The organism is Streptomyces sp. NBRC 109706, assembly GCF_000974485.1.
Lineage (GTDB): Bacteria > Actinomycetota > Actinomycetes > Streptomycetales > Streptomycetaceae > Streptomyces.
Genome location: NZ_BBOM01000010.1, coordinates 243,520 through 266,805, shown reverse-complemented (window position 1 = coordinate 266,805; position 23,286 = coordinate 243,520). Strand labels below are relative to the sequence as shown.

Below are 23,286 nucleotides of genomic sequence, written 5' to 3'. Positions count from 1 at the left end.
GTTTTACGTTACCGTGTACCCACATAGTTAATTGATCGGCCGGAGGACCAATCACCATGACCAACCTCACCGCACGCGTCCGCCGCACCTACTGCGGGCAGGTCGACCCTGACCCGCACCCCGACCTGTTGGTGGTGGTGATGCCGACCATCCGGGTCGTCGCCGGCCGCCGGCTGGTGCTGGCGCCGGGCTGGAAGGGCGTGCTGGTCGATGACGAGACGGGCCGCCGGCTTGGCGAGGTCCGTACCACGATCGCCGGATTCGAGGCGACGCCGACGGCCGGCGTCCCGCTGCGCACGGGGAGCGACGAGCACGCGCTGCGCCACCTCATCACTGCGGCCGAGCAGCACGCCGCCTAACCCCCGCCCACGCCGGAGGGCCGCCCCACACAGCGGCCCGGGCGCCGCAGCCGCGGCGCCTGACCTATCCCCTGCACCACTACGAGAGAGGAGTAGGCCGTGTCCGAGCCTACCCGCAAGACCGAACCCTCCCCGCACCCGACAATGCGCGATCTGCATCGCGTGATGGGTGAGTTGCTGGACCTGCTGCCCGACATGGGCGACCCGACGGGCGTCTCCTGGGATGTGGGGCGTCAGCCGGATGGCACGGTGGGGCTGCGTGTCAGCGCCGTGGGTCCCGACGGGCCGGAGTTGCTGGAGGCGGCGCACCGCCTGATGGGCGGCGACGTGAGGCCGTCCGGCGACGTGCTGGTGCACGTCGGGGGCGGGCGGTCGCGGATGACGGCGCTGCACACGGAGCACGTAGGTGTGCCGGAGCGGTTGGCGGAGATCGCCGCCCGCGTGGAGGCCGCGACCCCGGGGCCGTGGCGGTTGGAGACGGAGCTGTGCGACTGCTCAGACGGCTACTGCCACCACGGCGCCTACGTCTCCGCGCTCTATGCGGACGGCGAGCGTCGCGACGACGTCAGTGAGTACCCCGAGGCCGACTGGCGGTTCATCGCCCACAGCCGCGCCGACGTGCCCGCCCTGCTGGCCGAGGTGGAGCGGCTGCGCACCCAGGTCGCGGACCTGACGCACCAGCGTGACGCGGCCCGCGCGGTGGTGGCGGAGCAGCAGGACGACCTGGTCGACCCGCCCCAGCTGCGGTGGGGGCTGGACGACATCGAGTACGGCGACGACGACACGACGCGGGTGCTGCTGTCCGACGAGGACCTGGAGCCCTACACGCTGGAGCTGGAGCCGGAGCAGGCCGCCGCGCTGCGCACCGCCCTCGCCGGACCCCACGGCGACACGACCCGCGCCGAGGTGCTGCGGGAGGCGGAGGCCCGCCTGCTGCTGCACGCTGAGCGGCTGGAGTCTGCCGTCTGGGCGGCTGCCGCCCGGGTGGTCGCCAGCATGGCCGACGAGGCTGACACCGCCGGGGGTGGCGACCGTGGCTGAGCGCGCCACCCGCCGGGCCATCGCACGGCTGATGGCCGTAGCGGCGACGCCCGGACCCGACAGGCGGACCAGCCTCGCGGACGCGCGCACGGCGCTGTGCCTCGCACGCGGAACTGCCATCGCCGACATTGATCCGGCGACGGGCTACGACTACTCCGACGCCGCCTACGAGACCGTGCGCGCCAGCTGGCGCACCCACGCCGAGAATTGGTCCGAGGACTACGACCCGCCCCGGTACGAGGCGGCGCGCGCCCAGTGGGCCCGGCATCGTCCGGATCTCACCGACGACTGGCTGGCCGGCATCGACACCGCCGGGGGTGCGCGATGACCCCGCAGCTCCCGTCCGAGCATCTGGCCCAGCAGGAGCAGACCCGCGCGGCCGGTGGCCGGCCGCCGACGACATCACCGACGGCGTCCGCCGGTGGCGCGGCTCCACCGTCATGAGGGTGCTCGGCAGCAGGCGCGCCTACAACCGGCAGTAGCGCAGACGCGTGAGCCGACAGCCGCTCGTCGCGCCGGCCGCCGGGCAGAACCCGGAAACACCTGTGCCCCCACCCATGATTGGTGGGGGCACAGACGTGTGGGGCTGCTGACTGTCAGAAGAGGACAGTCACAATCAGACCCAGGTGAACGATCAGTCCGCCGAGCATGTGAACTCCCGTGTCGTGGGGATGTGTTGGCCGGTTATCCGCGGGTTGGCCGGCCGGGACGATCCACTAATAGCACACGGCACTGACAGTTTCGGCAGGTCAGCTGGTGCCGCCGCTCTCTCCGGACGGAAACGAGGTGCGGGTGGGGGGGCGCTTTTGGTCGATCCCGAGGCTTCTCGCTATGCGTCGGTACACCTCGTCTGTCTCGCCGGTGGCGTGGGCGAGCTGGCCGGCGGTCACGCCACGGCGCAGCTCCTCCTCGGCGAGCTTGCGTACCTGAGGTTTGAGGCGTCGGGCTGTTGCGAGGGCGTCTCTGTACTGCTCGAACACCTCGGCGGCGTTCTCAGGTGGTGTGTAGCTGCTGCTGGCCATGCGGGGCATGGTCCCACAGCGTTGGGCTATCGGTTTCGTGGTGGGCATGTTGGGCCCTTGGGGGGAGTGGGTCACGGCACCCAGGATAGCCCAACACGTTGGGCTTGACAGCCCAACGTGTTGGGCTATATGGTGGAGTCACCACACAGGGACAACACCTCAGGGGGACCGATGAGGCGCACCGCCACCCAGACCACCACCCGCACCCTCGCGGACCTCCTCCGCGCCGCCGACCGCCACCAGCCCGTCACCATCACCGCCCTCAAGCAGGAGTGGGATGAGACCGGCCGCCCCACCGGCCGCTTGGTTGAGACGGTGCGCACGATCGAGATCTACGACATCCACACCACCGGCGCCGGCCACATCATCGACCGCGCGACCGGCGAGCAGCGCTCCTGGCGCCTGGACCGGATCACCGCCTACACCGTCCACCGCCACATGAGCTACATCACCGACACCCCGCTCCCGGCCATCACCGTGGCCGTGGACGGTGCCGACCCCGAGCAGCGGCCGGCCACCCCCGGCGAGGTCATTGCCCGCGAACTGTCCCGCGACGACGACGACTACGCGCTCGACGACTACACCGCGCTCGCCCTCGCCGCCTGACCGACCACCACCGTCCGCAGACCCGCCCCGTAGGAGGCCCGCCGTGCTGATCACCACCGCCATCCCCGCCCTCGCTGGCCTCCTCACCACCATCAGCACCGCCGACGCGGCCCCCGCCGAGGACGACGAGGCCCTGTGCTCCGGCTGCTGGGCCCCGGCCCCCGGCGGCCCGGACACCGCCCGCGACAACCACGACTGGGACCTCGACCCCGACACCGGCGACCTGCTCTGCGGGAGCTGCGCCACCGACGGGCCGACCGGCCCCTACGACCCCGCCTACTACGGCTGACCCGCCGCTCTCACGTCTACGGAGGCACCGAGATGACCTACACCTGGATCAAGGCCCGCCACGTCCGTGCTGGCGACGTCATCCGGACCGACGGCGGCGCCCCAGCCACCGTCACCTCCGTCCAGACCGCCCCCACCAGCGGGCCGCGCCCCGCCTCCTGGCAGCGCATCTACGCACTCACCGCCACCGGCGAGACCTGGCCGGACCCGATCGAGGTCCAGCATCCGGACTGGCCACTGGCCGTCATCTCGCTCGCCGAGCGCCCCGCGCCGGCCCTGCTGATCACCGACCCCGTGGAGATGCACGCCGCGATGCAGGCCACCGTCCGCCACCCCGCCCCCTGCCAGTACCCGCTCTACTCCTGCGCCGGCCCCGCCGGCGGCTGCACCAACTGACCAGCCCTCGAAGGAGCCGCGCCCGATGAACGCCACCCGCACCCTCCGCGCCGACCAGATCGCCGTTGGCGACACCGTCACCCTGCACGGCGAGACCGGCATGGTCTCCGGCACCAGCCAGCCCGACGAGGACAGCCCGTTCGTCGCGTTGTGGGTCGGCGGCCTGCCCGTCTGCCTGCTGCCCCACGAGACCGTGCCGGTCACCTCGCTGGCCGCGCCGCACACCAGCCAACTGCCCGACATCACCCCCGACCTGGAGTCCGGCGAGGACGGCTGGGACTGGATGACCCGCATCAGGGGCGAGGGCTGGGAAACGCCTGGCGTGTGGGGCTCCGAGGGCTGGGACCTCGGACTGTGGCCCTACGTCGTCGTCGCTCACATCCACCTGTCGCACCGCGACCTGCACGGCCTGGTCACCTACGTGGAGGGCGATGTGTACCCGGAGGCGTACGGGAGCCGGGAGGAGCTGTGGACCGCGACGGCCCGCGCCGCCCTGGGTATCTGGTCCGGGCACGACGGCCGCCCGCGTGGCCTGAGCGCCGCCCAGGCATCGACCCTCGCCAAGGCGCCGTCGGAGGACATCCCCGAGGCGTACCGCCGCCCCTACAGCCACTGACCCTGCCGGTCGGCCGGGACTTCCCGACCCGCCGACATCCGCCCCTGACCACACACCGGCCGGCGCCCGGGCGGGGCCGGCCACCAACACCCTGAGGAGAAACGTCATATGCAGACCATCCAACTCACCCCGCCTGCCAGCCGTGAGGCCGTGCGCGTCGCCCTGCTGGAGGAGATTGAGCAGGCCCGGAACAACGGGCGTACGGAGGAGGAGCGCGGGTTCCGGCGGGCGCTGGCCCGCTACCAGACCCGGTGGGAGCGGGAGGACGAACAGGCGCGTGGCGCTGGCGCCGTCCCGACCCCGCAGGCCGGCGGACGCGAACTGGCCCCGCTCGTCGCTGATCTGGGCGAGGCGGCGCGGCTCGCCGAGCAGCTCGCCGGTATCGGAGAGCGCGTCTGCTCCGACCTGCGCCGGGTGCGGGCCGAGGCCGAGCGCATCGCAGAGCTGGAGGCGCTGGTGACCCGGTACGCGGGCCTGCTGGCGCATGTGCGCGACATGGTCGGCGCCGACTCGGCCGAGGGCATCGTCGCCCGCGTCGCCGCGCTTACCTCCAACACCCGCCCCTGACCACGCCCCGCTGGCTGGCCGGCCCTGCGAGCCGGGGCTGGCCGGCCCCCACCAGAGAGAGCACCATGCACATCACCCTACGCACCCCGGCTGACGATCCTGACGCCCTGCTGACCGCGCTGACCCGCGCGGCGGTCAGCGGCGCCCACCTGATCCTGCATGACCCGCACGGCCAGTCCGTGGCCATCGCCGCCACCAACGCCAGCCTGCCCGTTGCCGGCCATGTCGAGCGGGTGGAGCCCGGGCAGCCCCTGATGGACGCACTGATGAGGTGCGCCCGGGTGGCCGGGACTTTGGTGGTGGGCTGCTCCTGCTGCGATGAGGACGCTGTGATCAGGGTGTCTCTCGCGCTGGCGGGCGAGCAGGTGTGCCCGGTCTGCGAGGAGAGCGACTGTGAGGCCCCGGACGAGGGGCCCTCGGCGTACTGCACCCGCCCAGGGTGCTACGCCGCGCACGACGAGCACGCCACCGATACCGCCGATCACTGCGGCACGTTCACCCTGGTTGTCGACCCCGTTGACGAGGAGTAGCCGTGGATCTGCTGCTCGCCGCTCTCGTGGCGGTCGGGGTGTGGCTGTACCGCCGCGCCCCGGCCGGCCGGCGGCCCCGCCGCCGTGGTGGACCACCTCGCCGGCCTGGCCGGCGGGGCGCTTCCCCCGTTCGCCGGCGCACCGCCGCCGGTGGCCGGCGCCCGGCCGGCCGCGTCCCCGGCCCGCGCCACCGCCCGAACCCCACCGGCGACGCCGGGAGTTCGGCCGCCGCCCGCGCCGCACACCTGCGTCGTTCCGCGCGCGGCGGCCTCGGCCGCCAGGCCCTCGCCGCGCTCGGCGTGCCGGATGCGGCCGGGGACCGGCAGCGCGCCCAGGCGGCACGCTGGGAGGCTGGCGCCGCTGGGGAGCGGGCCACCGCTGGCATCCTCCGCCAGCTGCCCGCCGGCTGGACGGTGCTGCACGACCGGGCGCTGCCCCGGGGGCGGGCCAACGTCGACCACCTGGTGATCTCGCCGTGCGCCCGGGTGTGGATGCCGGACAGCAAGCGCTGGTCGGCACGCACCGGCACCGTGCACGCCCGCCGGGGCCGCCTCTACCGGGGCTCCGAGGACTGGACGCGCGCGCTGGACTCTGTCGAGTACGAGGCTCGGGAGGTGTCCCGCGCCCTCGGCGGCGTCACCGTCACCCCAGTCATCGTGGTGCACGGCGCTCCGGTCGCCGGTGGCGGTATCACCGTGCGCGGCGTCCGCATCATCCCCACCGCTGGGCTCCTCGCTGAGCTGCGCGCCGGCACCACCACCCCCGCCCCGCCCGCCGCCCGTCAACTCGCCGACCGCGCACGCGCCGCACTGCCGTCGTATCAGGAGAGGAACCGCTGATGACCCCGCCGACCCCCGAGGAGGGCGCCCAGCTCCAGCCCTGGGCGTCCTACCCGATCGTCGGCCCCACCGCGCCCCTGGCTGCCCGTGAGGCGGTAGAGCAGCTGAGTCGGGCGTTCTGCGACGAGACCGGCCTGGGACAGGACCATGCCTACCTGGCCCGGTGCCCCGGCACCGAGACCATCGTGGCCCTGCCCACCCCGTTCCCGGCCGCATCGGCCAGAGGTGGGCTATCCCTCGCCGGAGCGGTCGCGGTTGAGCCCGAGACACCGCATGTCAGCTGGGTATACGTCGCCCCCGCCTACCGGGGGCAGCGCTTGGTCGACCGGGCATGGCCACTCATCGTGGGGCGCTGGCCCGGTATCCGCTGGAGCAGCGCGATTACCCCCGCCGGCGCCCGCCTCATCGACCGCCTCACACACCCGAACGGGTGATCCTGCCCCTGGTCGGGCCCAACACCCGGGCCCGACCAGCGACCATCACCATCAACCCGCCAACCGCTCCCTGGAGATCGACGTGACCGCGCACACCCCGCCGGCCGCCCGCCGCCGGAACACCCACCTCATCGCCACCTGCGCCCAACTCATTGCCGAGATCGGCCATGCCGCAGCCGAGGTCTACAACACGGTTGCGGGCGCGGGAGGTGAGCCGGTCGTCGTCTCCGGCCGGGAGATCTACATGTTGGGGATCACTGCGGCCACGCGGCTCGACCGGGCGACACAGATGGACCGCGACCAATGGGCTGCCATCTCGCGCAGCGAGGAGGCCGACAGCCAGCGTGCGGCCCGGGAACGGGCGGTACTCGCTGAGGTCGAGCAGCTGCTCGACATGGAGCCGGACACCGCTGCCGAGCCGGTGGCGCGGCCGGCGGTGCCGGAGATGACGGCCCAGCAGGGGGCAGCTCTGGCGCCGGCTGGGGCGATCGATGCGCTCCTGGGCGAGGAGGTCACCCCCGGACGTGTCCGAACTGTTGCTGCCGAGTTCGAGGTTCCGGTGGCCGAGCTGCTGGCTGGCGCGATCGTGCAGCACACTGCCTCGGCCTGTATCGCTCTCCAGGAGGCTGCGGGCCGGGCTCCAACCGATCCGTCCGCTGGCGCCGAGCTCGCTCTGGCCGCCACCCCGCACCTGGTGGATGCGGTGAGGATCGCCAGCCTGGATGTCTGACCCCCGCTCAGCAGAGCGCCCCCACACCGAGCTGGTGTAGGGGCGCTCTCGCATGGGCCCCGTGGGCCTCGGCCGCCGGCCACCACTGTGGACGCCCGGGTGGCGGCGGCTTGGCGTGCATGCCCTGCCGTCCCGTCAGGCTATCGGGTTCAGCAGCTCTCCAGGATGCCGGTCAGGGCGTCGTGCTCGTCCTGGTCGACGGCCAGGCCGTAGTCGTGCTTCACCTGGATCCAGTCCGCGGCGTAGGTGCAGTGGTACGACTCCAGCGGCGGCATCCATTCGGCAGGGTCTTTGTCGCCCTTGGCGCGGTTGACGCTGCTGGTGACGGCCAGCAGCTGCGGCCCGTCGAGGTCGTTGGCGAACGCCTCCCGCTCTTCGTCGGTCCAGGTGTCGGCGCCGGAGTCCCATGCCTCGGCGAGCGGCACGACGTGGTCGATGTCGAGGTCGGCGGCGTCCGTCCAGGTCTCTCCGTCGTAGACGGACTCCCAGGTGCCGGCGGTGGCGCGGCACTGGTCGTCGGTCTCGACGTCCTGGCCGTCGCGGGCGAGGACGGCCTCGCGGGTGTTGCAGTTGTTGCCCTGGCTGGACCAATGGTCGAACAGGTCACGGTCGTAGCCGGTGCGGTCCTCGGCAGCGACCTCCAGCTCGGCGAGTAGGGCGAGCGCGTCCCCGGCCTCGGTGCCGCCCGCGTCGGAACCGTCGTCGGCTGGCGGGTTGGCGTCGTCGGCCGGCGCGCTGGGGCTGCCGCTGGTACTGGTGTCGGCTGCCGCGTCGTCAGCTTCCGTGCATGCCACGGCGGTCAGGGTGAGGACCGTGGCGAGCACGGAGGCGGACAGGGTGCGGCCGGGGATGGTGTTGATCGTCACCTCGGCATTGTGCCCAGCCGACCGAGCGGGACACGACGAGACCCCGGCGTGGCCGGGGTCTCGTTGATCTCTCCCCGCGTATGCAGGGGCCGTGGTGTCCACGGCATCCTCATCGGGGCATCCCCGCGCACGCGGGGATTCAGTGCAAGCCACCACAGGTGGCCAACCCGGAACTTGGATCAACCCCGCGGTAGCGGGGAGAGGGATAGCATCCCGGCCCCCTGGGCCTTCCCTCGGCCAATGCCTTCCTCAAGGGCGGCTTGCAGCGCCTCGGTGTCCTCAACCTCCAGGCGACCTGTGATGCGCACCAAGTGCGCCTGGCGCGGGCCGCCGCGGCGCTGAGTGGTCTCGGCGATTGCCAGCACCCGGAATCCGGACTGGTACGCGCGGGACGTGCCGCTGTCAGCATCCACATCCGTCTCACCTGTGAGCCACTCTCGTGCCGACACCCGTTGGGCCTGCGCCTGCCGGGCACGTGCTCGTCCGGTTGATCGGCGGACCGTGTTGGCGGCCAACACGAAGTCCCACCGCTGGCCGGCGGCCAGCGAATCCATGAGCTGCTGCATGGCGAACGCCTTGGGACGGCTGCGCGCGCCCGGTAGCAGCCATGTGGGGTCCGGGCGCACAGGGTACTGGACCAGGAGTTCTGTGGGGGATTCCAGACGCCAGAGCAGTCGCGGGCCCTCAGACGCTTCCGTGTGCTCCGTCGGCACGCGGGAGGTGATGCCCCGCCACACCTCGGACGGACGCAGGTACCCCAGGGACGGCAGGTCGTACAGGACTCGATACACGGCAATCACAGGGAGGCGAGAATAGGGTCACCCCCGCTTGCGCGGGGACACAAGAGACCGCAGCTGGGTTACCCCCGCTGGCGCGGGGACCACGAGGGGCTACACGTATGCGAGTAGCTGTACGTGGGCTCACCCCCGCTCATGCGGGGAAAAGGGTCTCAACCCGCTCAGCGGGCGTGCCCCACACGATAACGGCCGGGCTGCCGCCGTGCTACCCACTCTGTGTGATTCAACGGGCGTGGACGGTGCGCTGGATGCGTCGTAGGTGCGCGGGATCAAGGCCGGTGACCGACCGCACCTCGGCGAAGCGGGCAGCGTCGGCCCCGCTGGGCCGGGTCCCCGCGGTGTGGGGCGGCAGGGCGTCGGCGATGGCCGCGTAGTAGGCGTCCCGGGCTCGCCTGACCTCGTCCACCGCGGCCTGGGCGTCGGGCAGCATCGCGTAGGCGTCATCCGGCGGACGGAGGCGGCGCGGCTCGCGCGCCTCCGCCCGGGCGGCCAGCTGCGCCTCGTAGAGGTTCCGGATGTTGCGGTCGGTCTGCCTGATGACACGGGCGACCGCGGCCCGACGGCCCCGACCGGGCACGGGAGGATTCCTCTCCCCCCGCGCCCTGCGGGCCGCCCGCTCGCGCGTCTCCTCCGCACAGGCTGCCACGGCGTCAGCGGGCGCCTCGTCGCGCACGCGCCGCAGGAGCCGCTCCGAGGCGCTGCGGGTGGGGAGGGCGCCCACGAGCTCCGACATCCGCGTCACCCGCTCCCGCTGGTCCTCCGGCTGCTCGATCCAGTGGACCAGGAGGTCGACGAGTGCGACGTCGTCTGTCAGCGATCACTCTTGGGGTGCGGCCGTTTCCGCCCCCGACTCCTTGGCGGGAGGCCCATCTCGCGCGCCCACCTGGACAGGGTCGGTGAGCTGCCGACCCCGAGCCGCTGAGCGATGGCCGGCAGACTCAGGGACTCGTCCATCCATAGCTCGGGCAGCCGGGCGCGGGCCGTCCGTAGCTGCTCACCGCGCAGTCGCTCTTTTGCGCGACGGCGGGGCAGCCCCAGTTGGTGGGCGATGTAGGAGACCGACGCACGCGAGACGCCCACCTGGCGCGCGATCTCGTCCGTGGTGAGCGACCTGTCAGGCCACAGCTCGCGCACCCGCTGGATCGACTCGTCCGATGCCCGTGTGAGGCGCGGGGGCAGGCCGAGGCGGCGCGCGGCGTGGGACACGCTAGACGGGGATCGGTCGACCTGCAGCCCGATCTGCTGGAGCGTCATGCCGGTGAGCCACAGGCGGCGGATCTCGTCGTACGCGCGCTGCCGCTCGACCTCCCGAGTCGACGCTGGAGGAGTGGATTGGGGCGTTGTGTCGATCCCCGGCTCCAGGCGTTGACGGTGGCCCGCAGCCCGAACCCACTTCCCCACAGCCACATCGCTGACGCCGAGCCGTCGAGCCACCGCCGCTTTGGACTCTCCGCCGCTGACGACATCTACAGCAGCCCGGCGCATATCGGCGTTCACACGGGAGCGTTCAGTGAGCCATGTGCCCGCGTCCGCGTAGCCGGCCGCCGTGGCTGCTGCCACGCCCTGGGGGGAGGCGACTACCCACGCCCGCAGTGCATCCGGGCCCACTCCTGCGTCTGGGGCCACGGCCCTGAGCTGTTCGCCATCGATCACCCTATCTATGGCGCGCTCCTTGGCCAGCGCGCTTGGTCGCTGCGCGCTGACCACGCCACGCCGCAACTCGCGCGCCGCTGCCCCCGACACCCCCAGCACCTCCCTGATCTGGCTGGCGGTGAGATCCGCGTGATCCGTCAGCCACGCGTCGATATCGGCATAGCCGTGAGCCCGGGCGGCCTCGTCGAGCCTGCGCCGCTTCGCGGCCCGCTCGCGCTCCGCCAGGCGAGCAGATGCGACCCGGCGGCGATGCCGCTCGGCGGCACGGGCGAGGGAGTCCGGCGCGGCGGCCTGCGCAGCCCGGGACGCCGCCGCGGAGCAGCCCCGGCTCAGCGCGTCGGCGAGCATGGCCCGGATGTCGGGGCGTTGGGCGTAGACCCTGGTGGAGTTGGCGCGCTGCGTCGCCGTCAGGCTGTCGGACGCCAACGGCTGCGTCACGCTCAGGCCGTGGGCTGCCCGGTACTCGACTGCCGTCATCCCGTGCGCCCGATTGATGTGGTACGGGAGCTGGCGGTAGCGCCGCCCGCACTCGTGGCACAGCACCCGCTCGCCGTCGTCGTCCAGGATGCCGTACTGGCCGTATCCGTCGCGGTCGCCGTAGTGCACGAGGGCCGTCCGTCGGTCGGCCGTGGCGCACCATGGGCCACGGCTGGCTGGCAGGGGTCCCCTCGTAGGGGCGATGAGGTTAGCACTATAGCGCGGCGCGGCTGGGTCGATCAGCGGTCGGGGTAGTCGGCTTCCGCCTCCCGCACGGCCTGGGTGAGGGCGTCCCGCCGCCTGTCGTCGTCGCTGATGAGACGGGTGACCTGCATCCGGGTGATGCCCAGGGTCCGTGCGGCGGCGGCCTTGCCGCCCCGGTCGCTGCCGGCGAGGCTGCGGACCAGCTCGGCGTCGGCGCGCTGCCACAAGGCGTCGGCGAGAGCACGGCGGGTGCGGATCTCGGCGCGGGCGGCCTGCGGGTCGGCAGGGAGGGTCAGGCGCAGGATCTCGGTGTACTCGTCGAGGAGCGCCTGGTCGTCGTCGAGGCGGTGGATCTGCCCGGCGTACCCCTCGGGGTCGCCCATGCGGTCCTGGGTCGTGTCGATGATGGGCTCGGCCTGTTCGGCGGCGGCCGCCGGGGTGAGGTGGTCGACGGTCCAGCCCTTGCCGCGGACGGGGCCGTTGTCGTAGGCCCACCAGATGGTGCGGGTTTCGGGGTCGAGGCGGATCTCGTGGAGGTCGGCGTCGTGGGCGGCGGTCAGCTCGGTGAGGGTGTAGGTGGCGTCGCTGGTGTGCTCGGCGAGGTACACCTCGGCGGCGTCCCAGTCGGCGACGGTGACGGTGGCGAGGGGGGCGTCGGTCATGGTGTCCTCCATGGTGAGTGGGTGGCCCAACACCACGAATGTAACGTGCCCCCGTTACGAAAGTCAACGGGGGCACGTTACAAGCGGGTTGGGGGAGCCACGCAGACCACCCCACGAGATCAGCCGACGGGTTGCCGATCCACGGCCGCACCCAACAGCAGCCGACGCGCCCACGCACGCGCGTCAGACTGGAGCAGCGGACGCCAGTCCTCCACCGTCGCCCTGACCGGCAGACCGGCCAGGAACAGCCGGGAGTTCGCCCGCATCATCACCAACCCCAACTTGTAGGGGTTGGGCGCGGCCTCCAGGTACTCCGCCCGCCGCTGCTGCCGCTGCCCCTCGGGACCGCCACGCCAGATCCACGTGGCCAACACCTCGGCAGCCGGCGCCAGATTGCCATCATCGATCCCCAGTACATGCCGGCCGTACTCGCCGGCCAGCCGGGCGATGTTGTGCCGCTGCGCCGAGGTCAGGCGCTCAGAGCCTCGTAGTTCGTGCAACGCCCACAGCAACGACCGGCTCGTTCCGTCCTCGGCCTCGAACACCAGCCGCGCCGCCTCTCCCGCACCGCTGGCCACGACCCTGCCGCGCCGGTCCCGCTGTACCAACGCCTCCTCCAGCAGCGCCCATGCCTCCCGCAGCGGCGCGTTGCCCTGCACCAGAGCCAGGAAGCGCGGCACGGCCCGACGGGTGAAGGACGCCCGCAGCCAGGGCTCCTCGTTGTCGTTCTTGAACCGCCACAACGTGGAACTGGCCAGCCCGCCGGCGGCGTGCTGCCGGCCCCCGACATCCCGCAGCTGCTGGAGGGCGAGGGCGAACGGCCCGTCCTCCACCCCGTCCGCCGCCAGCGCCTCGAACCCGCCGTCGACGATCCGCCGGGACCGGGCCACGCTGTGCTCGACGAACCGGCGCTCGGCTGCCTCGTCCTCGCAGGTGAAAACCGTCGCCGAGCCAGCCGTCACCCACGCCCCGTAGGGCAGGGTCCAGATCGCGACCCGGCATCCACGGCAGATCGGCCAACCCGGCACGCCCGGCGGCACGTTGTTCAACGCCTTGGACGTGTCGAACAGGGGGAGATTCGACTTCCCCCACGCCGTGCCCGTCATCTGGGCGCAGAACGTACACGGCCACGACCGGCCGGTGACGCCGTCCGGGGCGAACAGCGCCGCGACCTTGCTACGGATCACCTCCTGGTCCCGGCCGCGCTTGGCGTGGGTCGGCTTGGAGTTCGGGAAGAGCGCGAAGAGTACCTTCCACCAGTCGTAGCCAGCCGGGCCATCGTCCTTCGGCGCGACAGCAGCCCGAGTCGCGTCTCGGACGATCAGCCCAACGACCAGCTCCAGGTCATCCCCTGACACCTCCTCGGGCCGGAACCGGCCCGCGATGTGCGTGACAGCCCATGCGCCAGCACGCTGGAGGGGGTGGTGAGTGAGCGACAGGACAGTGGTAGTAGTCACGAAAGGGCTCCCAGGGGGACGACGGGCACCGGCTGGAGCCCGAGGCATGATCCCTCCAGGGACTGATGATCAGGACGAGGATAGCCCGCACGGTCGGCCGGCGTGGGGCGGCCGGTGAATCCGCATGATCTCGCTGCGGCACGGCCGACTGACCACTACGCTCACCGGTCGTGTCCCGCCCCTACACCTACCGCTGCGCCCTGTGCGGTGTCACCGCCGAGCCCCGCCGTACCCGTCGCCAGGCCCAGGACGACCAGACCGAGCACCGCGCCGCGGCCCACCACGGGCTGGCCCCGGACGGCGAGCGGATCGACGTTCAGCTGCCGGAACCGTCCGAGCCGTACCAGGACGCCCCTGAGCCCGAACCGGACGAACTGTCCGGCCTGGATCGGTGGGTGTCGTGCGCGCTGGTGGTCGTGGTCGTGGTGTTGTTCCTGGTGTTCGCCCGCCAGGGATGAGCCGCGTGAACCCTCTGAACTCCCTCAAATCGCCCATCAGTTGACTGACCGTCGGGCACCCTCAAGGCATGGGTATTTTCAAGCGCCGCAGCAGGCGCAGCACGAACCGCCGCGATCACGGCCGGCACAACCACAGTGGGTTCGAGGGGGCCGCCGGGGCCGCAATCGACATCATCACCACCGAGGCACCCGACCTGCCGGGCGAAGCGCCCCCGCCCGCGCCGTTGCCCGCGGACACGTCGACGCAGGCGGCTGCCCCTGTGGCCGACCCTGGGGCCTCGTTCTGGTCCGTTCCCCCGTCGTCGTCCTCGGGCTGGTCGTCGTCGAGCGGTAGCGACTCATCATCGTGGGGCGGCGGTGGCGACAGCGGCGGCTCGGCAGGTGGCGACGCGGGCGGAGGCGGGTTCTGATCGCCCCGGTCAGTTGACAGGCGAGAACTCGATCACCAGCACGGCTCCCTCGGGGGCGCGATCCTCGTCCCCGTAGACGTCGGACGCGTCGATGACGCTGTCGGGCGGGTAGGTCTCGCCGGACCATGTGGTCTCCGCCACGTACATCGCGAGGGTCGCGCCAGATACCGGCGAGTACCCGTTGCCCTCAGCATCCTTGCTGAGGATGAGGGGGGTGTCGTCAGGTAGGTCCCTGAAGTCGCCTTCGCTGAGCATCCGCACCAACTGGCCTTTGGTGAGGGCGTGAGGCAGGGAAGTTGCCGGTAGGTCGGTTGTGTCGCTCATGGTCTCCACGGTAGCCAGCTTGCGACGGACGCTGCCGAATGGGGTCGCGCCCTGCCTTGACAGCGAGGGGCGGGGCCCCTGCGGCGCTGCCGGTCAGCCCGCCCGGCGGTCCGCGTCAGCGGTAACCTCGATGATCTCGCCGGGCAGGTTGGGGTTGTAGTCCCAGGCGACCCACTGGCCACCGTCGTTGCGGAAGGCGCCGGGATACATCTCGCTGCCAGTGACCAGCGACTCCTCCCTCTCCCGCCTGGTCTCGCCAGGGGCGAGGGGCGCGGCCAGCCTCTCCAGCACGTCCGTCAGCTCCTCGTGCAGTCTCCGCATCGCCGCTTCGTGGAGCCTCTGCTTGTGGTCACGCAGCTCCTCAGCAACCCCCTGCGCGGATTCGAGGACGTCGGCCTCGGTGACCTCGCCCTCATCTCCGGTGCCCTGCACGACGTCGGTGTAGACGGCCAGCCAGTGCCCGCAGCCGTGCTCCTGGTCTCGGTCCAGCACCGTGGGGGCGGGGGCCGCGCTGCCGTCGAGGACGACCGGGCAGTACTCGCTCAGGTCCTGATTGATGGGCTGCGTGCACATGGGGCAAGTGCGGTCGGGGCGGTCGCTCCACACCACGCAGCGCGTGACGAGGCTGTTGTCGTATGCGCTGGTATCGGACAGCACGGCAGCGTGGACGCCGGCCGGTAGGCGGAGGTCGTCGAGCAGCGCTTCGAGAGCGTCGGGCGTTTCGTAGTCGTCCATCATCGGGCTCCTCCGGTATCGGGTGGCGGTTAGTGGTTCAGCGGGCCGTGTGCGGAGCGTGGAGCGCGGCGCCCAGGGCCTCGGCCGCCGCCCCGCAGTCCGGGCAGCGCTCCTCGCCTCGGCCGGGGTCGATGCGGGCCGCGCCGCACTCGCACCAGGGCAGGTCCAGGCAGCCGGTGCACAGGTCGTAGCCGGGGCGCACGGGTCGGCCGCACGCCCCGTCCTGGCCCTCGCATTCCGACATGACCCGGGTGAGGTGCTGGCCGTAGGTGGGCGCGGTCGGCGTGGGCGTGTCCCAGGGCCGCCCGGGACTGCCGGGCCTGCCCGAACTGCCGGCGCCGTGGTCGAGGCTGTGGCCGTGGTCATTCCCGTTCAACGAGCCGGCCCCGAACGGGTGTTGCCCGGGTGGGGGCGGGGGGCCAGAGCTGACCGCATCCCGCAGCCGGGCGGCGACGATCGCCCCCACGCTCGCCCGGATCTCACCCGCCGGCGGCAGCGGCCGGCCCGCCACGATCTGCCGCACCAACTCCGGCGACCACCCGGCGTCCAGCATCCCCGTGACCATCAGGCCCTGATCCGACAGCGTCCGGCCGGTCAGCAGATACTCCGGCCGCTCCTGGCCGATCGCGAGCAGCAACTCGACACCGGGCGACCGGCGGCCGGCAGGTGCGCCGGACGGCACTGGCCGGGCTGCGGCGCCGCGCACCGCCGGCACGTCCTGCCCCTGGTCCTCGCCCTCGGCCTCGGTCGTCGGCACACCCGGGGTACCCGGCCCCGGCCGGGCGCCGGATGTGCCACCGCCTGCCCTGGGGGAGCCGCTGCCCGTCCGTCCCTCCGTTTCGTCTCCGGCCTCACGCGCACACTCCTCACCGTTACGAGACGGACGGACGGGAGAGGGTTCCTCGTTGGTGGTTACTACTGATGGTTCTAGGGGTGACGTGGGCGTCACCCCGGGGGGCGACGTGCACGTCACCGGGGGGGACGACGTGGACGTCACCCCATCCCCACCTGCGGAAATGTCGCTGACCTGCGATTTCGCGTGGGCTGCCGCGGCCGCTTTCCTTGCCTTCTCGCGTCGCGCTTCGAGGCGTTCCTGTCCGGCCTGCGCCGCCTCGGCCACGCGCCGCCGCACTTCGGCGGCGGCCTCCTCGTCCCCGTCCTCGGCGACGGCCGCCGCCGTACCAGCCCGGAACTCGCCCTCAGCTGGCGCCTGAGCCCACCGCGCGGCCCGCGCCTCCTTGGGCGTCACGATCTCCGGGAACGGCGTCCCAGTGCCGCCGTAGTCGTCCCAAGGGCCGTGCAGGTAGTACCTGTTCGCCCCTTGGCTGCCGTCGGCGCGCATGGTCACACGGTCGGAGACCAGACCCAACGTGCGGAGCGTGGCCAGCGCCCGCTGGATGACGCGCGGTGATTTCTCGGCCTCGGCGGCCAGCAGCGGGACCGAGGGGTAGCAGGAGTAGCGCTCGTCAGCGCGGTCGGCCAGACGGCCGAGAACAAATTTCGCCGTCAGGTCGCCTACCCGGACTCTCACGGCGTAGTTCAGCGCCTCGATGCTCACCGGGACACCGCCTGGCGGGACGCTCCGGCCTGTGCCTGGCGGCGGTCGTGGGTGGGGTGGTTCTTGTGCGGGGGCACGGTAGTTCTCCGGTCAGGCCGACCCGGGGGGTGGGAGCGGCGGCACGGGCGCACGAGGGCGGCGCGACGGTTCACAGGAGCGCGTGAAAACCGCCGACCCGCCAGCGCGCCGCGCCAGCTCAACCAGCCGCCCCGGGCAGGGCGTTGGGGGTGTGTGAGGCATGGGTGGGCCAGGGCCCCGGCCAGACGCAGGTGTGCGCGGCCAGGGCCCTGGCGTGGGAGAGGTGGGGGCGGCGCGGTGGCCGTCCCCAGTGGTTATTCGGGCGGGGTGGTGGGGGCTGGGTAGGGCCGTCCCGCCCGCCGCTCACCAGCCGGCCGCTGGCAGGCAGCCCGCTCGCGCCATGCGGCGACGTCCGGGTCGGCCAGCCACACCCGGGGCCCCGGAGCGCCGGCCTCGCCGGCCTCCTTGGCCCGGTACATCGCCGCGTCGGCCAGCCCCAGCAACTCGCCCAGCCCAGCGTCCGGATGGTCCGCCTGCCGAACAACGCCGACCGAGGCCGTCACCCGTACCTGGGCGCCGCGCACAGCAGGCGGCAGCCCGTCCCCGGTCAGCAGCACCGGGACGGCGATGCGCCGCGCCACCTCGGCCGCCCCCACTCGGGCCGCCTCCGGCCCGGCAGACGGCCACAGCGCGGCGAACTCGTCGCCGCCCAGCCGGCCAACCAGAGCGCCCGCCCGCTCGGCCCACGCGGAGAGGCGGCCACCGATGGCGCGCAGCAGCTCGTCGCCGGCCGCGTGCCCCAGCCGGTCGTTGACCGGCTTGAACCCGTCCAGATCCAGGAATGCCAGCGCCCACGGGCCGGTCTCCGGATCGGCCAGCCACGCCTCCGCGCGGTCGTGCCAGGGCTCACGCCGCAGCAGCCCCGTCAACGCGTCCCGCTCCAGCCGCCGCAGCTGCTCCCGCTGCGCCAGACACAGCTCCCGCAGGGCCTCCACATCGGCCGGCAGCTCGGCAGTGAGGGTTTCCACGCTCACGACGCCTCACCCCCGCGCGCCCGGCTCGGGGTCGGGAACTCGTCCCAGACCCGTCCATCCAACTCACGGCCAGCGCGCCCCTTCCCCACGCGCCGCACCTCCACCCGGTGGCCCAACTCGTCCACCGGGTCCTTGAAGGCCAGCGTGCCGCTGCCCGTGCCACCGATCACCAGGTAGCCAGTCGGCACGTACTCGCCCCACTGCTTGAACAGGAACGGCACGCCCGCCTGCTGGCACTGGTCCCGCAGCCGGCGGGCCCAGTCGGGGTGCATCGGACGCGCACCGCGCCCGGACTCACCCCCAGCAATCACCCAGTCAAGGCGCGGCCCCACCGTCAGGGGCCGCATGTCCACACCGCTGAGCGTCGGGCTCGGCGCCCCGACCCCGGGGCGTCCCGTCAGCCAGTACGTCAACTGCCGGCGGGTCCCGGGCCCGTCCAGCGGCCCTTCGAGGTCGATCGGCCCGAGGAGTGGTTCACAGGACAGGAACCGCACAGCAGCCGGCGTTTCCAACAGGGCCGGCACCCGCAGATCGGCGCGCTCCTGGTCCTCCGCAGAGACGCCCAACCAGACGTTGCGCAACGGCCTGGAGAACTCGCTCCACCACTGCCGCATGAACGCGTCACGCCGGTACTGCGGCATCGGAGTGGACTCGTCGCCCACCAACCAGTTCCACTCTGCCTCGCACAGCTCCCGGAACTGGGGGCTGCTGAGCAGCGCCCGCAGCCGCCCGTGCCGCTTCGTCAGCACCTGGAATGTGTGCTGCGGGGCCAGGGCCATCACCGCCCACACCCGCGCCACATACTCGTCCGGCACCGAGGCATGGAAGAGATCGCTCATCGAATTGACAAACACCCGGCGCGGCTTCCGCCACCGCAGCGGCTCCAGCAGCTTTTCCGGCCGCAATGTCACGTCGAAGCCCTGCTCGAAGTAGTGGCCGCCGGTGCCCCGGAAGCGCTCCGCCAGCGTCTCCGCGTAGCAGTTGTCGCACCCTGGGGAGACTTTCGTGTAGCCCGTCACCGGGTTCCATGTAGCGTCCGTCCATTCGATCTTGGTCGTCGCGCTCACCGGTCACCTCCCGGACGCATCAGGTCGGCGAGGCGCCGCATCTCGTCGGCGACCTCGCAGTGGCACACCGTCCACGCCTCCTCGGCCTCCCCGTGCGCCGGGCAGGCGTCCACCATCTCGTCGGCCTGCTCGACCAGCACGTCGGCCCGCGCCTCAGCCCGGTAGCGGTCGAGCGCCTGCTTGACCTCGGTCGGAGACCAGACCGTCATCTGGCCCCGGCCCGTGCGGACCATGACCTCCAGCGTCGCGCGGGCACTCATCGGCGTCCGGTTAGCCACGGCCGTCACCCCTGACCGGGATGTCGGCGACGCCGTGGGCGTCCAGCACCGCCACCAACACGTCCCCGTCACTATCCGGACCGGGCCCGGATACGACCGCCTGGGCGTGGTCGACCTCGGCGATCAGCCGGTACATGGCCAGCACCTCCTCCAGCGCGGTCAGCCGCTCGCCGGCCGGCGCATGCGGCACCACCACGTCGGATACGGCGTCCAGCAGCGCGGACAGGTCGTCGGCGTCCAGCCAGGCCGCCCAGGGCAGGGCCGGCGGGTAGCCTCCGCTGGCCGGGCCGGCGACCGGCAGCTCGTCGCGCAGCGCGGCGGCGCGCTCGGCGTCCAGCTCCAGCATGTACGGCTCGCGGTCGGGCCCGGACATGAGGATCATCAGGTTGCCGTCGTCGTCCGCCTCCACATCGCCCAGGCCCCAGCGGAGCGGAGTCACCGGCCCCAACTCGTCATCGGCCTTGGCCGTGACGATCCCCACCAGCGCGTCATCCCGCTGCCGCACCAGCTCCTCAACGCGGGCCCGCAGCCGGGTGACCTCGGCGGACTCGCCCCCCAGATCGGACTCCAACCCCGCAACTTGGTCCGCCGCGTCCGACAACGCGCCCCGCAGGCGGGCGACCTCAGCCTCGTCGTGCTGTGCGAGGACCCGCCGCGCCATCTCGGCGCTGTCGTAGTAGACCGTCAGTGCGTGCTCAACCACACTCCGCTCGGTCACGCCCTGCCCCCATTCTGCGCCACGGCCTCACCGTGGGTGCTGTAGCCCTCACCCTGCGAACGGCCGTGCGTCACCGAGCAGTTCCCGTCAGCCACAGCAGGCGCCAGGCTCCCCCCCGCCTCAGCAGCCACCACCCACTCGCCGAGCTGCACCGCACGCCACACCAGCGCCACGCCCGTCACCACCGACGAGTACCGCCCCAACGCCGCCAAGGCGTCCGCCAGGTTATCCCGCACATCCACCTCAGCCGGCTCACCACCAATGTCCGGCAAACGCACACCCCACTCCACCGCCACACCTGGCCCCGGCGACCACGCCGGCACCGAGACAGCAGCCACGGACGCTCCGAAGCACGCCCCGGACTCGGCCCGCACCGCGCGCACCGCCTCCAGCAGATCCCGCGCATGCGCCTCAGCCTCATCCACTGTCAACACACGCTCCTGCTCAGCCAGGTCCCCCGCCATCACGTGGACCGTCGGCGCCTCATCAGCCACATGCTGCTGCACCTCAACCTGGAGCCACAGGCCCATGCCAGCAACGGCCTGATGCTGAGGGAGAGACAGGTCCGTACGGGCGGAGTCACCCACACAGGAGTACATGGCCGGCTCGGTGTCGTCATGCTCGTCACGCGCACACCACGCGGGGTGCGGATGGCCGGCGGGCCACCAGCCGTCAGCCTCGGCGGCCGGGGTGGGGCGGGCGTGCTCAGCCTGCACACGGGCAGGCGGCATCGGCGTTGCTACGCTCATTGCGTAGTCCTTCCAGCAGGGACTCATTGATCAGCGGATGGCAGTCCGCTGGTGCCGGCCCTCAGGATGTCGCCACTGCGGCGCCCTGGGGGTCTTTACGCGTTCACTGCGTGGCACTGAGTAACACCGTAAAGCATAATAGAAATTGCGGCAAGCTTTGCGTTTGTTGTGTGCCTGTTGAGGCTGGCCTCGCAGGTCAGGACACGCGGTACCCCAGCTTGAAAATGTGCCCAGGCTTAATCAGCTCGGTGACCTCAACCGCCACCCCCTCGCTGTCGGGCACCATGCGGAACACGTCGAAAACCGGTACATCGCCAGGGAGTTGGAGCAGCTCGTACTCCTCAGGCGTCGCCCACCTCGCGGAAACCTCATCCACCTGAGGAGGTGCCAAGCGGTGCCCCAGCTCGGCGAGGACCCGTGGCGATCCGCCGCGGATCTTCCTCCGCTGCGCAAGCTCTGTCCCCCGCGCCCATGAGGCGGGGTAGTACGAGTAGGTCACCTCCGCAGGCTCCCCATCGAGCAACCCCAGGCGCTTGCGGCGGATCACCGTCTCCTCGCCCAACGCCTCGGCGACCCGCTTGGGGGCGACGATCTCCCCGGCTGCCAGGACGCGGTTGGTCTCTCGGCCGCGGTGAGAGGCGCTGATTTTCCAGCGGTCCGCAGCGCTGTCGGGTTCCGGCGAGATGTACGACGCCGGTGTGATGACGTGTGGCGCCTCATCCCTCACGTAGACGCCACTCCCGGAGCGCCCAACCAGCAGGCCCTCCGACTTGAGAACGCCGACAGCCCTCTGGATCGTCACGTTGGAGACCCCGTGCTCGGCCATCAAGTCTGCTGTGGTCGGGAGCTGTGCCGCCGGCTCCCACCCTTCCTCTCCTCTCATGATCATTGTTCGGATGCTGGCCGCGATCCGTTCGGCGGCCGGACGCCTGTCCCACTGCTTCTTAGTCATGCTGCCCCTCCATGTGACGGCAGGCGCCACCTTAGATCCTTAATGAGTAAGCCTCCCACCTGCGTAGATCCACTTCTACCCCCAAGAGCTTGCTAAAAAGGTCGGCGAGCTATTAAGCTCTGCGACAGGCGCGAAGCCTGCAACTACCAGATCAGGAGCGACAAATGCTGCGCGTGAAGGAGGTGGCGGCCCGACTCAAGGTGCACCCGTCCACCGTCTACCGATGGGTCAAGATCGGACGCCTTCAGGCGTACCGCTACGGCCGCCTCGTGACCCCGGGCGCCCCGGACAGTGGCCCGGGAGGCGCGATCCGTATCCCCGAGTCCGAGGTGAAAGGCCACCTCGCGGCCTGACCCCTGAGGCCCGCCGGGCGCTGGAACGCCCCGGGCCGCTGGTCCCAACCCAACCCTGATGAGCAAACAGGAATGTCATATGACGTACAGCCCGGGTGACCGCGTCACCGTCACCAGCCCGATCCAGCCCACCCGACACAAGGGCGGCGAGACCGGCAAGGTCACCACCGCCAACGGCAACCTGGTCCGCATCCGCGAGGACGACGGCCGCGAGTCCACCGTCCACGCCGAGGAGCTGTCCCCGGCCACCTGAGCCCGGACGCGAGAAACGGCCCCCGACTGCCGGCGATTGCAGCGCCATATGGCAGCGGGGACCGCTGACCCCCAACCCAACCGCAAGATCAAGAAGGAGGATCGCCGTGCAGCGTATCCGCGAACGCGCTACCTGTACACGCCGCACCCCCGTGCGGCCCACCGGCACCACCCCGCCCACCATCCCGCCCTACACCCCCACCGGGCGCGCCCGGGCCGGCCACCACGCCGCCACCCTCATCGGAGGCACCCGGTGACCAGCGGAACCCACGGCCCCAACTGCTCCGCCAGCAGCGGCTGCCCGCAATGCGACCCGCACCCCTGGTACCCCGACCCCACCCAGCGCAGCGAGCCCCCCCAGCCGGACAGCGGGCCCACGAACGGGGGCCGCTGATGGCGCACAAGCACAAGTGGACCTACAGCGCTGATCGCCGGACCCGCACCTGCACGTGCGGCGCCTGCGACCGGAGCAGCGAGGGGTTCTGACGTGGCCCACAAGTGCGGCTTCACGAACAGCGTGGGCAACGGATGGTGGGCCTGCTCCTGCGGAGCCCAAGTACTCAAGTCGAGGACCATCCCCGCCCCGCACCCCAGCACCGCACAGGGGCGGCGATGACGAACTACCCGCCCGCGCGGCCGTTCGTGACCTGCCCCGGGTGCCAGCGGCCCATCCCCGTCGGGGACGTGCACGCCTGCCCCAACCCCCCACCTCCGCCCCGATGAGACGCCCCAACCGATAACCCTGGGGCTGGCCGGCCCACCTGCACACGGCCGGCCAGCCCCCACCCAGAACAGGACACAACAACCAAGATGAGCAACCCCTCCGCGCCCGCCGA

Annotated in this window: 33 protein-coding genes; 17 read left to right on the top strand and 16 right to left on the bottom strand. The window is 71.9% G+C overall.

The window, feature by feature from the left end:
* Positions 1 to 56: 56 nt before the first annotated feature.
* The 3 genes from AOM46_RS23540 to AOM46_RS34210 all read left to right on the top strand — a co-directional run bounded on the left by AOM46_RS23540 (position 57) and on the right by AOM46_RS34210 (position 1,728).
* Positions 57 to 359, top strand: a complete 303-nt coding sequence (locus AOM46_RS23540) for a hypothetical protein (protein ID WP_062214708.1) — start codon at positions 57 to 59, stop codon at positions 357 to 359.
* A gap of 99 nt (positions 360 to 458) precedes the next feature.
* Complete coding sequence (locus tag AOM46_RS23535; RefSeq protein ID WP_158920590.1) at positions 459 to 1,400, top strand: hypothetical protein; 942 nt, start codon at positions 459 to 461, stop codon at positions 1,398 to 1,400.
* Complete coding sequence (locus AOM46_RS34210; RefSeq protein WP_158920588.1) at positions 1,393 to 1,728, top strand: hypothetical protein; 336 nt, start codon at positions 1,393 to 1,395, stop codon at positions 1,726 to 1,728. Before AOM46_RS23535 ends, AOM46_RS34210 begins: the two co-directional genes overlap by 8 nt.
* Before the next feature lie 421 nt (positions 1,729 to 2,149).
* Here AOM46_RS34210 and AOM46_RS23525 read toward each other — a convergent pair whose 3' ends face one another.
* Positions 2,150 to 2,422, bottom strand: a complete 273-nt coding sequence (locus AOM46_RS23525) for a hypothetical protein (protein ID WP_062214702.1) — start codon at positions 2,420 to 2,422, stop codon at positions 2,150 to 2,152.
* Between the two features lie 171 nt (positions 2,423 to 2,593).
* Between AOM46_RS23525 and AOM46_RS23520 the strand changes: the two genes are divergently transcribed.
* From AOM46_RS23520 to AOM46_RS23480, 9 genes are all read left to right on the top strand, one after another.
* Positions 2,594 to 3,028, top strand: a complete 435-nt coding sequence (locus tag AOM46_RS23520) for a hypothetical protein (protein WP_062214700.1) — start codon at positions 2,594 to 2,596, stop codon at positions 3,026 to 3,028.
* 43 nt (positions 3,029 to 3,071) lie between these two features.
* Positions 3,072 to 3,317, top strand: a complete 246-nt coding sequence (locus tag AOM46_RS23515) for a hypothetical protein (protein WP_062214698.1) — start codon at positions 3,072 to 3,074, stop codon at positions 3,315 to 3,317.
* Between the two features lie 32 nt (positions 3,318 to 3,349).
* Entirely contained in the window at positions 3,350 to 3,712 is a 363-nt protein-coding gene (locus AOM46_RS23510; RefSeq protein ID WP_062214696.1) for a hypothetical protein, read from the top strand.
* A gap of 25 nt (positions 3,713 to 3,737) precedes the next feature.
* Complete coding sequence (locus AOM46_RS23505) at positions 3,738 to 4,328, top strand: hypothetical protein (protein WP_062214694.1); 591 nt, start codon at positions 3,738 to 3,740, stop codon at positions 4,326 to 4,328.
* Between the two features lie 108 nt (positions 4,329 to 4,436).
* Entirely contained in the window at positions 4,437 to 4,895 is a 459-nt protein-coding gene (locus AOM46_RS23500) for a hypothetical protein (protein ID WP_062214692.1), read from the top strand.
* Positions 4,896 to 4,960: 65 nt separating this feature from the next.
* Positions 4,961 to 5,425 (top strand): hypothetical protein, encoded by a 465-nt coding sequence (locus AOM46_RS23495; protein WP_062214690.1) that lies wholly within the window; start codon positions 4,961 to 4,963, stop codon positions 5,423 to 5,425.
* Positions 5,426 to 5,427: 2 nt separating this feature from the next.
* Entirely contained in the window at positions 5,428 to 6,264 is an 837-nt protein-coding gene (locus AOM46_RS23490) for a nuclease-related domain-containing protein (protein WP_062214688.1), read from the top strand.
* Entirely contained in the window at positions 6,264 to 6,698 is a 435-nt protein-coding gene (locus tag AOM46_RS23485) for a hypothetical protein (RefSeq protein ID WP_062214686.1), read from the top strand. The genes AOM46_RS23490 and AOM46_RS23485 overlap by 1 nt, the downstream gene beginning before the upstream one ends.
* Positions 6,699 to 6,780: 82 nt before the next feature.
* Positions 6,781 to 7,428: a hypothetical protein gene (locus AOM46_RS23480; RefSeq protein WP_062214684.1), complete on the top strand. Its 648-nt coding sequence runs from the start codon at positions 6,781 to 6,783 to the stop codon at positions 7,426 to 7,428.
* 149 nt (positions 7,429 to 7,577) lie between these two features.
* Here the strand turns inward: AOM46_RS23480 and AOM46_RS23475 are convergent, their stop codons facing one another.
* The 6 genes from AOM46_RS23475 to AOM46_RS23450 all read right to left on the bottom strand — a co-directional run bounded on the left by AOM46_RS23475 (position 7,578) and on the right by AOM46_RS23450 (position 13,445).
* Positions 7,578 to 8,231: an HNH endonuclease family protein gene (locus AOM46_RS23475; protein WP_370592764.1), complete on the bottom strand. Its 654-nt coding sequence runs from the start codon at positions 8,229 to 8,231 to the stop codon at positions 7,578 to 7,580.
* Positions 8,232 to 8,473: 242 nt separating this feature from the next.
* Positions 8,474 to 9,007, bottom strand: a complete 534-nt coding sequence (locus tag AOM46_RS23470; protein WP_234313970.1) for a type I-E CRISPR-associated protein Cas6/Cse3/CasE — start codon at positions 9,005 to 9,007, stop codon at positions 8,474 to 8,476.
* 307 nt (positions 9,008 to 9,314) lie between these two features.
* Positions 9,315 to 9,824, bottom strand: coding sequence for a hypothetical protein (locus AOM46_RS23465; RefSeq protein WP_062214680.1), 510 nt, complete (start codon positions 9,822 to 9,824; stop codon positions 9,315 to 9,317).
* Between the two features lie 77 nt (positions 9,825 to 9,901).
* Complete coding sequence (locus AOM46_RS23460; protein ID WP_062214678.1) at positions 9,902 to 11,350, bottom strand: MucR family transcriptional regulator; 1,449 nt, start codon at positions 11,348 to 11,350, stop codon at positions 9,902 to 9,904.
* A gap of 110 nt (positions 11,351 to 11,460) precedes the next feature.
* On the bottom strand, positions 11,461 to 12,087 hold the full coding sequence (locus AOM46_RS34205; RefSeq protein WP_062214676.1) for a hypothetical protein: 627 nt from the start codon (positions 12,085 to 12,087) through the stop codon (positions 11,461 to 11,463).
* Positions 12,088 to 12,206: 119 nt separating this feature from the next.
* Entirely contained in the window at positions 12,207 to 13,445 is a 1,239-nt protein-coding gene (locus AOM46_RS23450) for a hypothetical protein (RefSeq protein ID WP_062214674.1), read from the bottom strand.
* 269 nt (positions 13,446 to 13,714) lie between these two features.
* Here AOM46_RS23450 and AOM46_RS23445 point away from each other — a divergent pair, with 269 nt between their 5' ends.
* Together AOM46_RS23445 and AOM46_RS33485 are read left to right on the top strand one after the other, a co-directional pair.
* Positions 13,715 to 14,002, top strand: a complete 288-nt coding sequence (locus tag AOM46_RS23445; RefSeq protein WP_062214672.1) for a hypothetical protein — start codon at positions 13,715 to 13,717, stop codon at positions 14,000 to 14,002.
* 68 nt (positions 14,003 to 14,070) lie between these two features.
* Complete coding sequence (locus AOM46_RS33485; RefSeq protein ID WP_107080156.1) at positions 14,071 to 14,412, top strand: hypothetical protein; 342 nt, start codon at positions 14,071 to 14,073, stop codon at positions 14,410 to 14,412.
* A gap of 9 nt (positions 14,413 to 14,421) precedes the next feature.
* Here AOM46_RS33485 and AOM46_RS23440 read toward each other — a convergent pair whose 3' ends face one another.
* The 9 genes from AOM46_RS23440 to AOM46_RS23400 form a co-directional block, all read right to left on the bottom strand.
* Positions 14,422 to 14,736: a hypothetical protein gene (locus AOM46_RS23440; protein WP_062214670.1), complete on the bottom strand. Its 315-nt coding sequence runs from the start codon at positions 14,734 to 14,736 to the stop codon at positions 14,422 to 14,424.
* 93 nt (positions 14,737 to 14,829) lie between these two features.
* Positions 14,830 to 15,471, bottom strand: a complete 642-nt coding sequence (locus AOM46_RS23435; protein ID WP_158920586.1) for a hypothetical protein — start codon at positions 15,469 to 15,471, stop codon at positions 14,830 to 14,832.
* Positions 15,472 to 15,508: 37 nt separating this feature from the next.
* A complete protein-coding gene (locus tag AOM46_RS23430) occupies positions 15,509 to 17,029 on the bottom strand; it encodes a helix-turn-helix domain-containing protein (protein ID WP_062214666.1) in 1,521 nt (506 codons plus the stop codon).
* 332 nt (positions 17,030 to 17,361) lie between these two features.
* On the bottom strand, positions 17,362 to 18,081 hold the full coding sequence (locus tag AOM46_RS23425; RefSeq protein WP_078857120.1) for a GGDEF domain-containing protein: 720 nt from the start codon (positions 18,079 to 18,081) through the stop codon (positions 17,362 to 17,364).
* The gene (locus tag AOM46_RS23420; RefSeq protein ID WP_062214663.1) at positions 18,078 to 19,148 is read right to left on the bottom strand and encodes a DUF5131 family protein; all 1,071 of its coding nucleotides are present in this window, start codon (positions 19,146 to 19,148) and stop codon (positions 18,078 to 18,080) included. The genes AOM46_RS23425 and AOM46_RS23420 overlap by 4 nt, the downstream gene beginning before the upstream one ends.
* Positions 19,145 to 19,408 carry a hypothetical protein gene (locus AOM46_RS23415; protein ID WP_062214661.1) on the bottom strand — a complete coding sequence of 88 codons (264 nt, stop codon included), beginning with the start codon at positions 19,406 to 19,408 and terminating at the stop codon, positions 19,145 to 19,147. Before AOM46_RS23415 ends, AOM46_RS23420 begins: the two co-directional genes overlap by 4 nt.
* 10 nt (positions 19,409 to 19,418) lie before the next feature.
* Positions 19,419 to 20,144, bottom strand: coding sequence for a hypothetical protein (locus AOM46_RS23410; RefSeq protein ID WP_062214659.1), 726 nt, complete (start codon positions 20,142 to 20,144; stop codon positions 19,419 to 19,421).
* The gene (locus AOM46_RS23405; protein WP_158920584.1) at positions 20,141 to 20,893 is read right to left on the bottom strand and encodes a hypothetical protein; all 753 of its coding nucleotides are present in this window, start codon (positions 20,891 to 20,893) and stop codon (positions 20,141 to 20,143) included. The genes AOM46_RS23410 and AOM46_RS23405 overlap by 4 nt, the downstream gene beginning before the upstream one ends.
* Before the next feature lie 196 nt (positions 20,894 to 21,089).
* The gene (locus AOM46_RS23400) at positions 21,090 to 21,845 is read right to left on the bottom strand and encodes a GntR family transcriptional regulator (protein ID WP_062214655.1); all 756 of its coding nucleotides are present in this window, start codon (positions 21,843 to 21,845) and stop codon (positions 21,090 to 21,092) included.
* A gap of 119 nt (positions 21,846 to 21,964) precedes the next feature.
* Here AOM46_RS23400 and AOM46_RS23395 point away from each other — a divergent pair, with 119 nt between their 5' ends.
* The 3 genes from AOM46_RS23395 (at position 21,965) to AOM46_RS34195 (ending at position 22,707) form a co-directional block, all read left to right on the top strand.
* Complete coding sequence (locus AOM46_RS23395; RefSeq protein WP_370592763.1) at positions 21,965 to 22,198, top strand: excisionase family DNA-binding protein; 234 nt, start codon at positions 21,965 to 21,967, stop codon at positions 22,196 to 22,198.
* Positions 22,199 to 22,277: 79 nt separating this feature from the next.
* Positions 22,278 to 22,451, top strand: a complete 174-nt coding sequence (locus tag AOM46_RS34200) for a hypothetical protein (protein ID WP_158920582.1) — start codon at positions 22,278 to 22,280, stop codon at positions 22,449 to 22,451.
* A 106-nt stretch (positions 22,452 to 22,557) separates the two neighbouring features.
* Positions 22,558 to 22,707, top strand: coding sequence for a hypothetical protein (locus AOM46_RS34195; RefSeq protein ID WP_158920581.1), 150 nt, complete (start codon positions 22,558 to 22,560; stop codon positions 22,705 to 22,707).
* The last annotated feature ends 579 nt before the right edge of the window (positions 22,708 to 23,286 follow it).

What these genes read in the sequence shown, in the direction of transcription:
- AOM46_RS23540 (WP_062214708.1), top strand. Translation starts at nt 57, where the DNA reads ATGACCAACCTCACCGCACGCGTCCGCCGCACCTACTGCGGGCAGGTC.
- AOM46_RS23525 (WP_062214702.1), bottom strand. Translation starts at nt 2,422, where the DNA reads ATGGCCAGCAGCAGCTACACACCACCTGAGAACGCCGCCGAGGTGTTC.
- AOM46_RS23520 (WP_062214700.1), top strand. Translation starts at nt 2,594, where the DNA reads ATGAGGCGCACCGCCACCCAGACCACCACCCGCACCCTCGCGGACCTC.
- AOM46_RS23510 (WP_062214696.1), top strand. Translation starts at nt 3,350, where the DNA reads ATGACCTACACCTGGATCAAGGCCCGCCACGTCCGTGCTGGCGACGTC.
- AOM46_RS23505 (WP_062214694.1), top strand. Translation starts at nt 3,738, where the DNA reads ATGAACGCCACCCGCACCCTCCGCGCCGACCAGATCGCCGTTGGCGAC.
- AOM46_RS23500 (WP_062214692.1), top strand. Translation starts at nt 4,437, where the DNA reads ATGCAGACCATCCAACTCACCCCGCCTGCCAGCCGTGAGGCCGTGCGC.
- AOM46_RS23495 (WP_062214690.1), top strand. Translation starts at nt 4,961, where the DNA reads ATGCACATCACCCTACGCACCCCGGCTGACGATCCTGACGCCCTGCTG.
- AOM46_RS23485 (WP_062214686.1), top strand. Translation starts at nt 6,264, where the DNA reads ATGACCCCGCCGACCCCCGAGGAGGGCGCCCAGCTCCAGCCCTGGGCG.
- AOM46_RS23465 (WP_062214680.1), bottom strand. Translation starts at nt 9,824, where the DNA reads ATGTCGGAGCTCGTGGGCGCCCTCCCCACCCGCAGCGCCTCGGAGCGG.
- AOM46_RS34205 (WP_062214676.1), bottom strand. Translation starts at nt 12,087, where the DNA reads ATGACCGACGCCCCCCTCGCCACCGTCACCGTCGCCGACTGGGACGCC.
- AOM46_RS33485 (WP_107080156.1), top strand. Translation starts at nt 14,071, where the DNA reads ATGGGTATTTTCAAGCGCCGCAGCAGGCGCAGCACGAACCGCCGCGAT.
- AOM46_RS23440 (WP_062214670.1), bottom strand. Translation starts at nt 14,736, where the DNA reads ATGAGCGACACAACCGACCTACCGGCAACTTCCCTGCCTCACGCCCTC.
- AOM46_RS23435 (WP_158920586.1), bottom strand. Translation starts at nt 15,471, where the DNA reads ATGGACGACTACGAAACGCCCGACGCTCTCGAAGCGCTGCTCGACGAC.
- AOM46_RS23415 (WP_062214661.1), bottom strand. Translation starts at nt 19,408, where the DNA reads ATGAGTGCCCGCGCGACGCTGGAGGTCATGGTCCGCACGGGCCGGGGC.
- AOM46_RS23405 (WP_158920584.1), bottom strand. Translation starts at nt 20,893, where the DNA reads ATGAGCGTAGCAACGCCGATGCCGCCTGCCCGTGTGCAGGCTGAGCAC.
- AOM46_RS23400 (WP_062214655.1), bottom strand. Translation starts at nt 21,845, where the DNA reads ATGACTAAGAAGCAGTGGGACAGGCGTCCGGCCGCCGAACGGATCGCG.
- AOM46_RS34200 (WP_158920582.1), top strand. Translation starts at nt 22,278, where the DNA reads ATGACGTACAGCCCGGGTGACCGCGTCACCGTCACCAGCCCGATCCAG.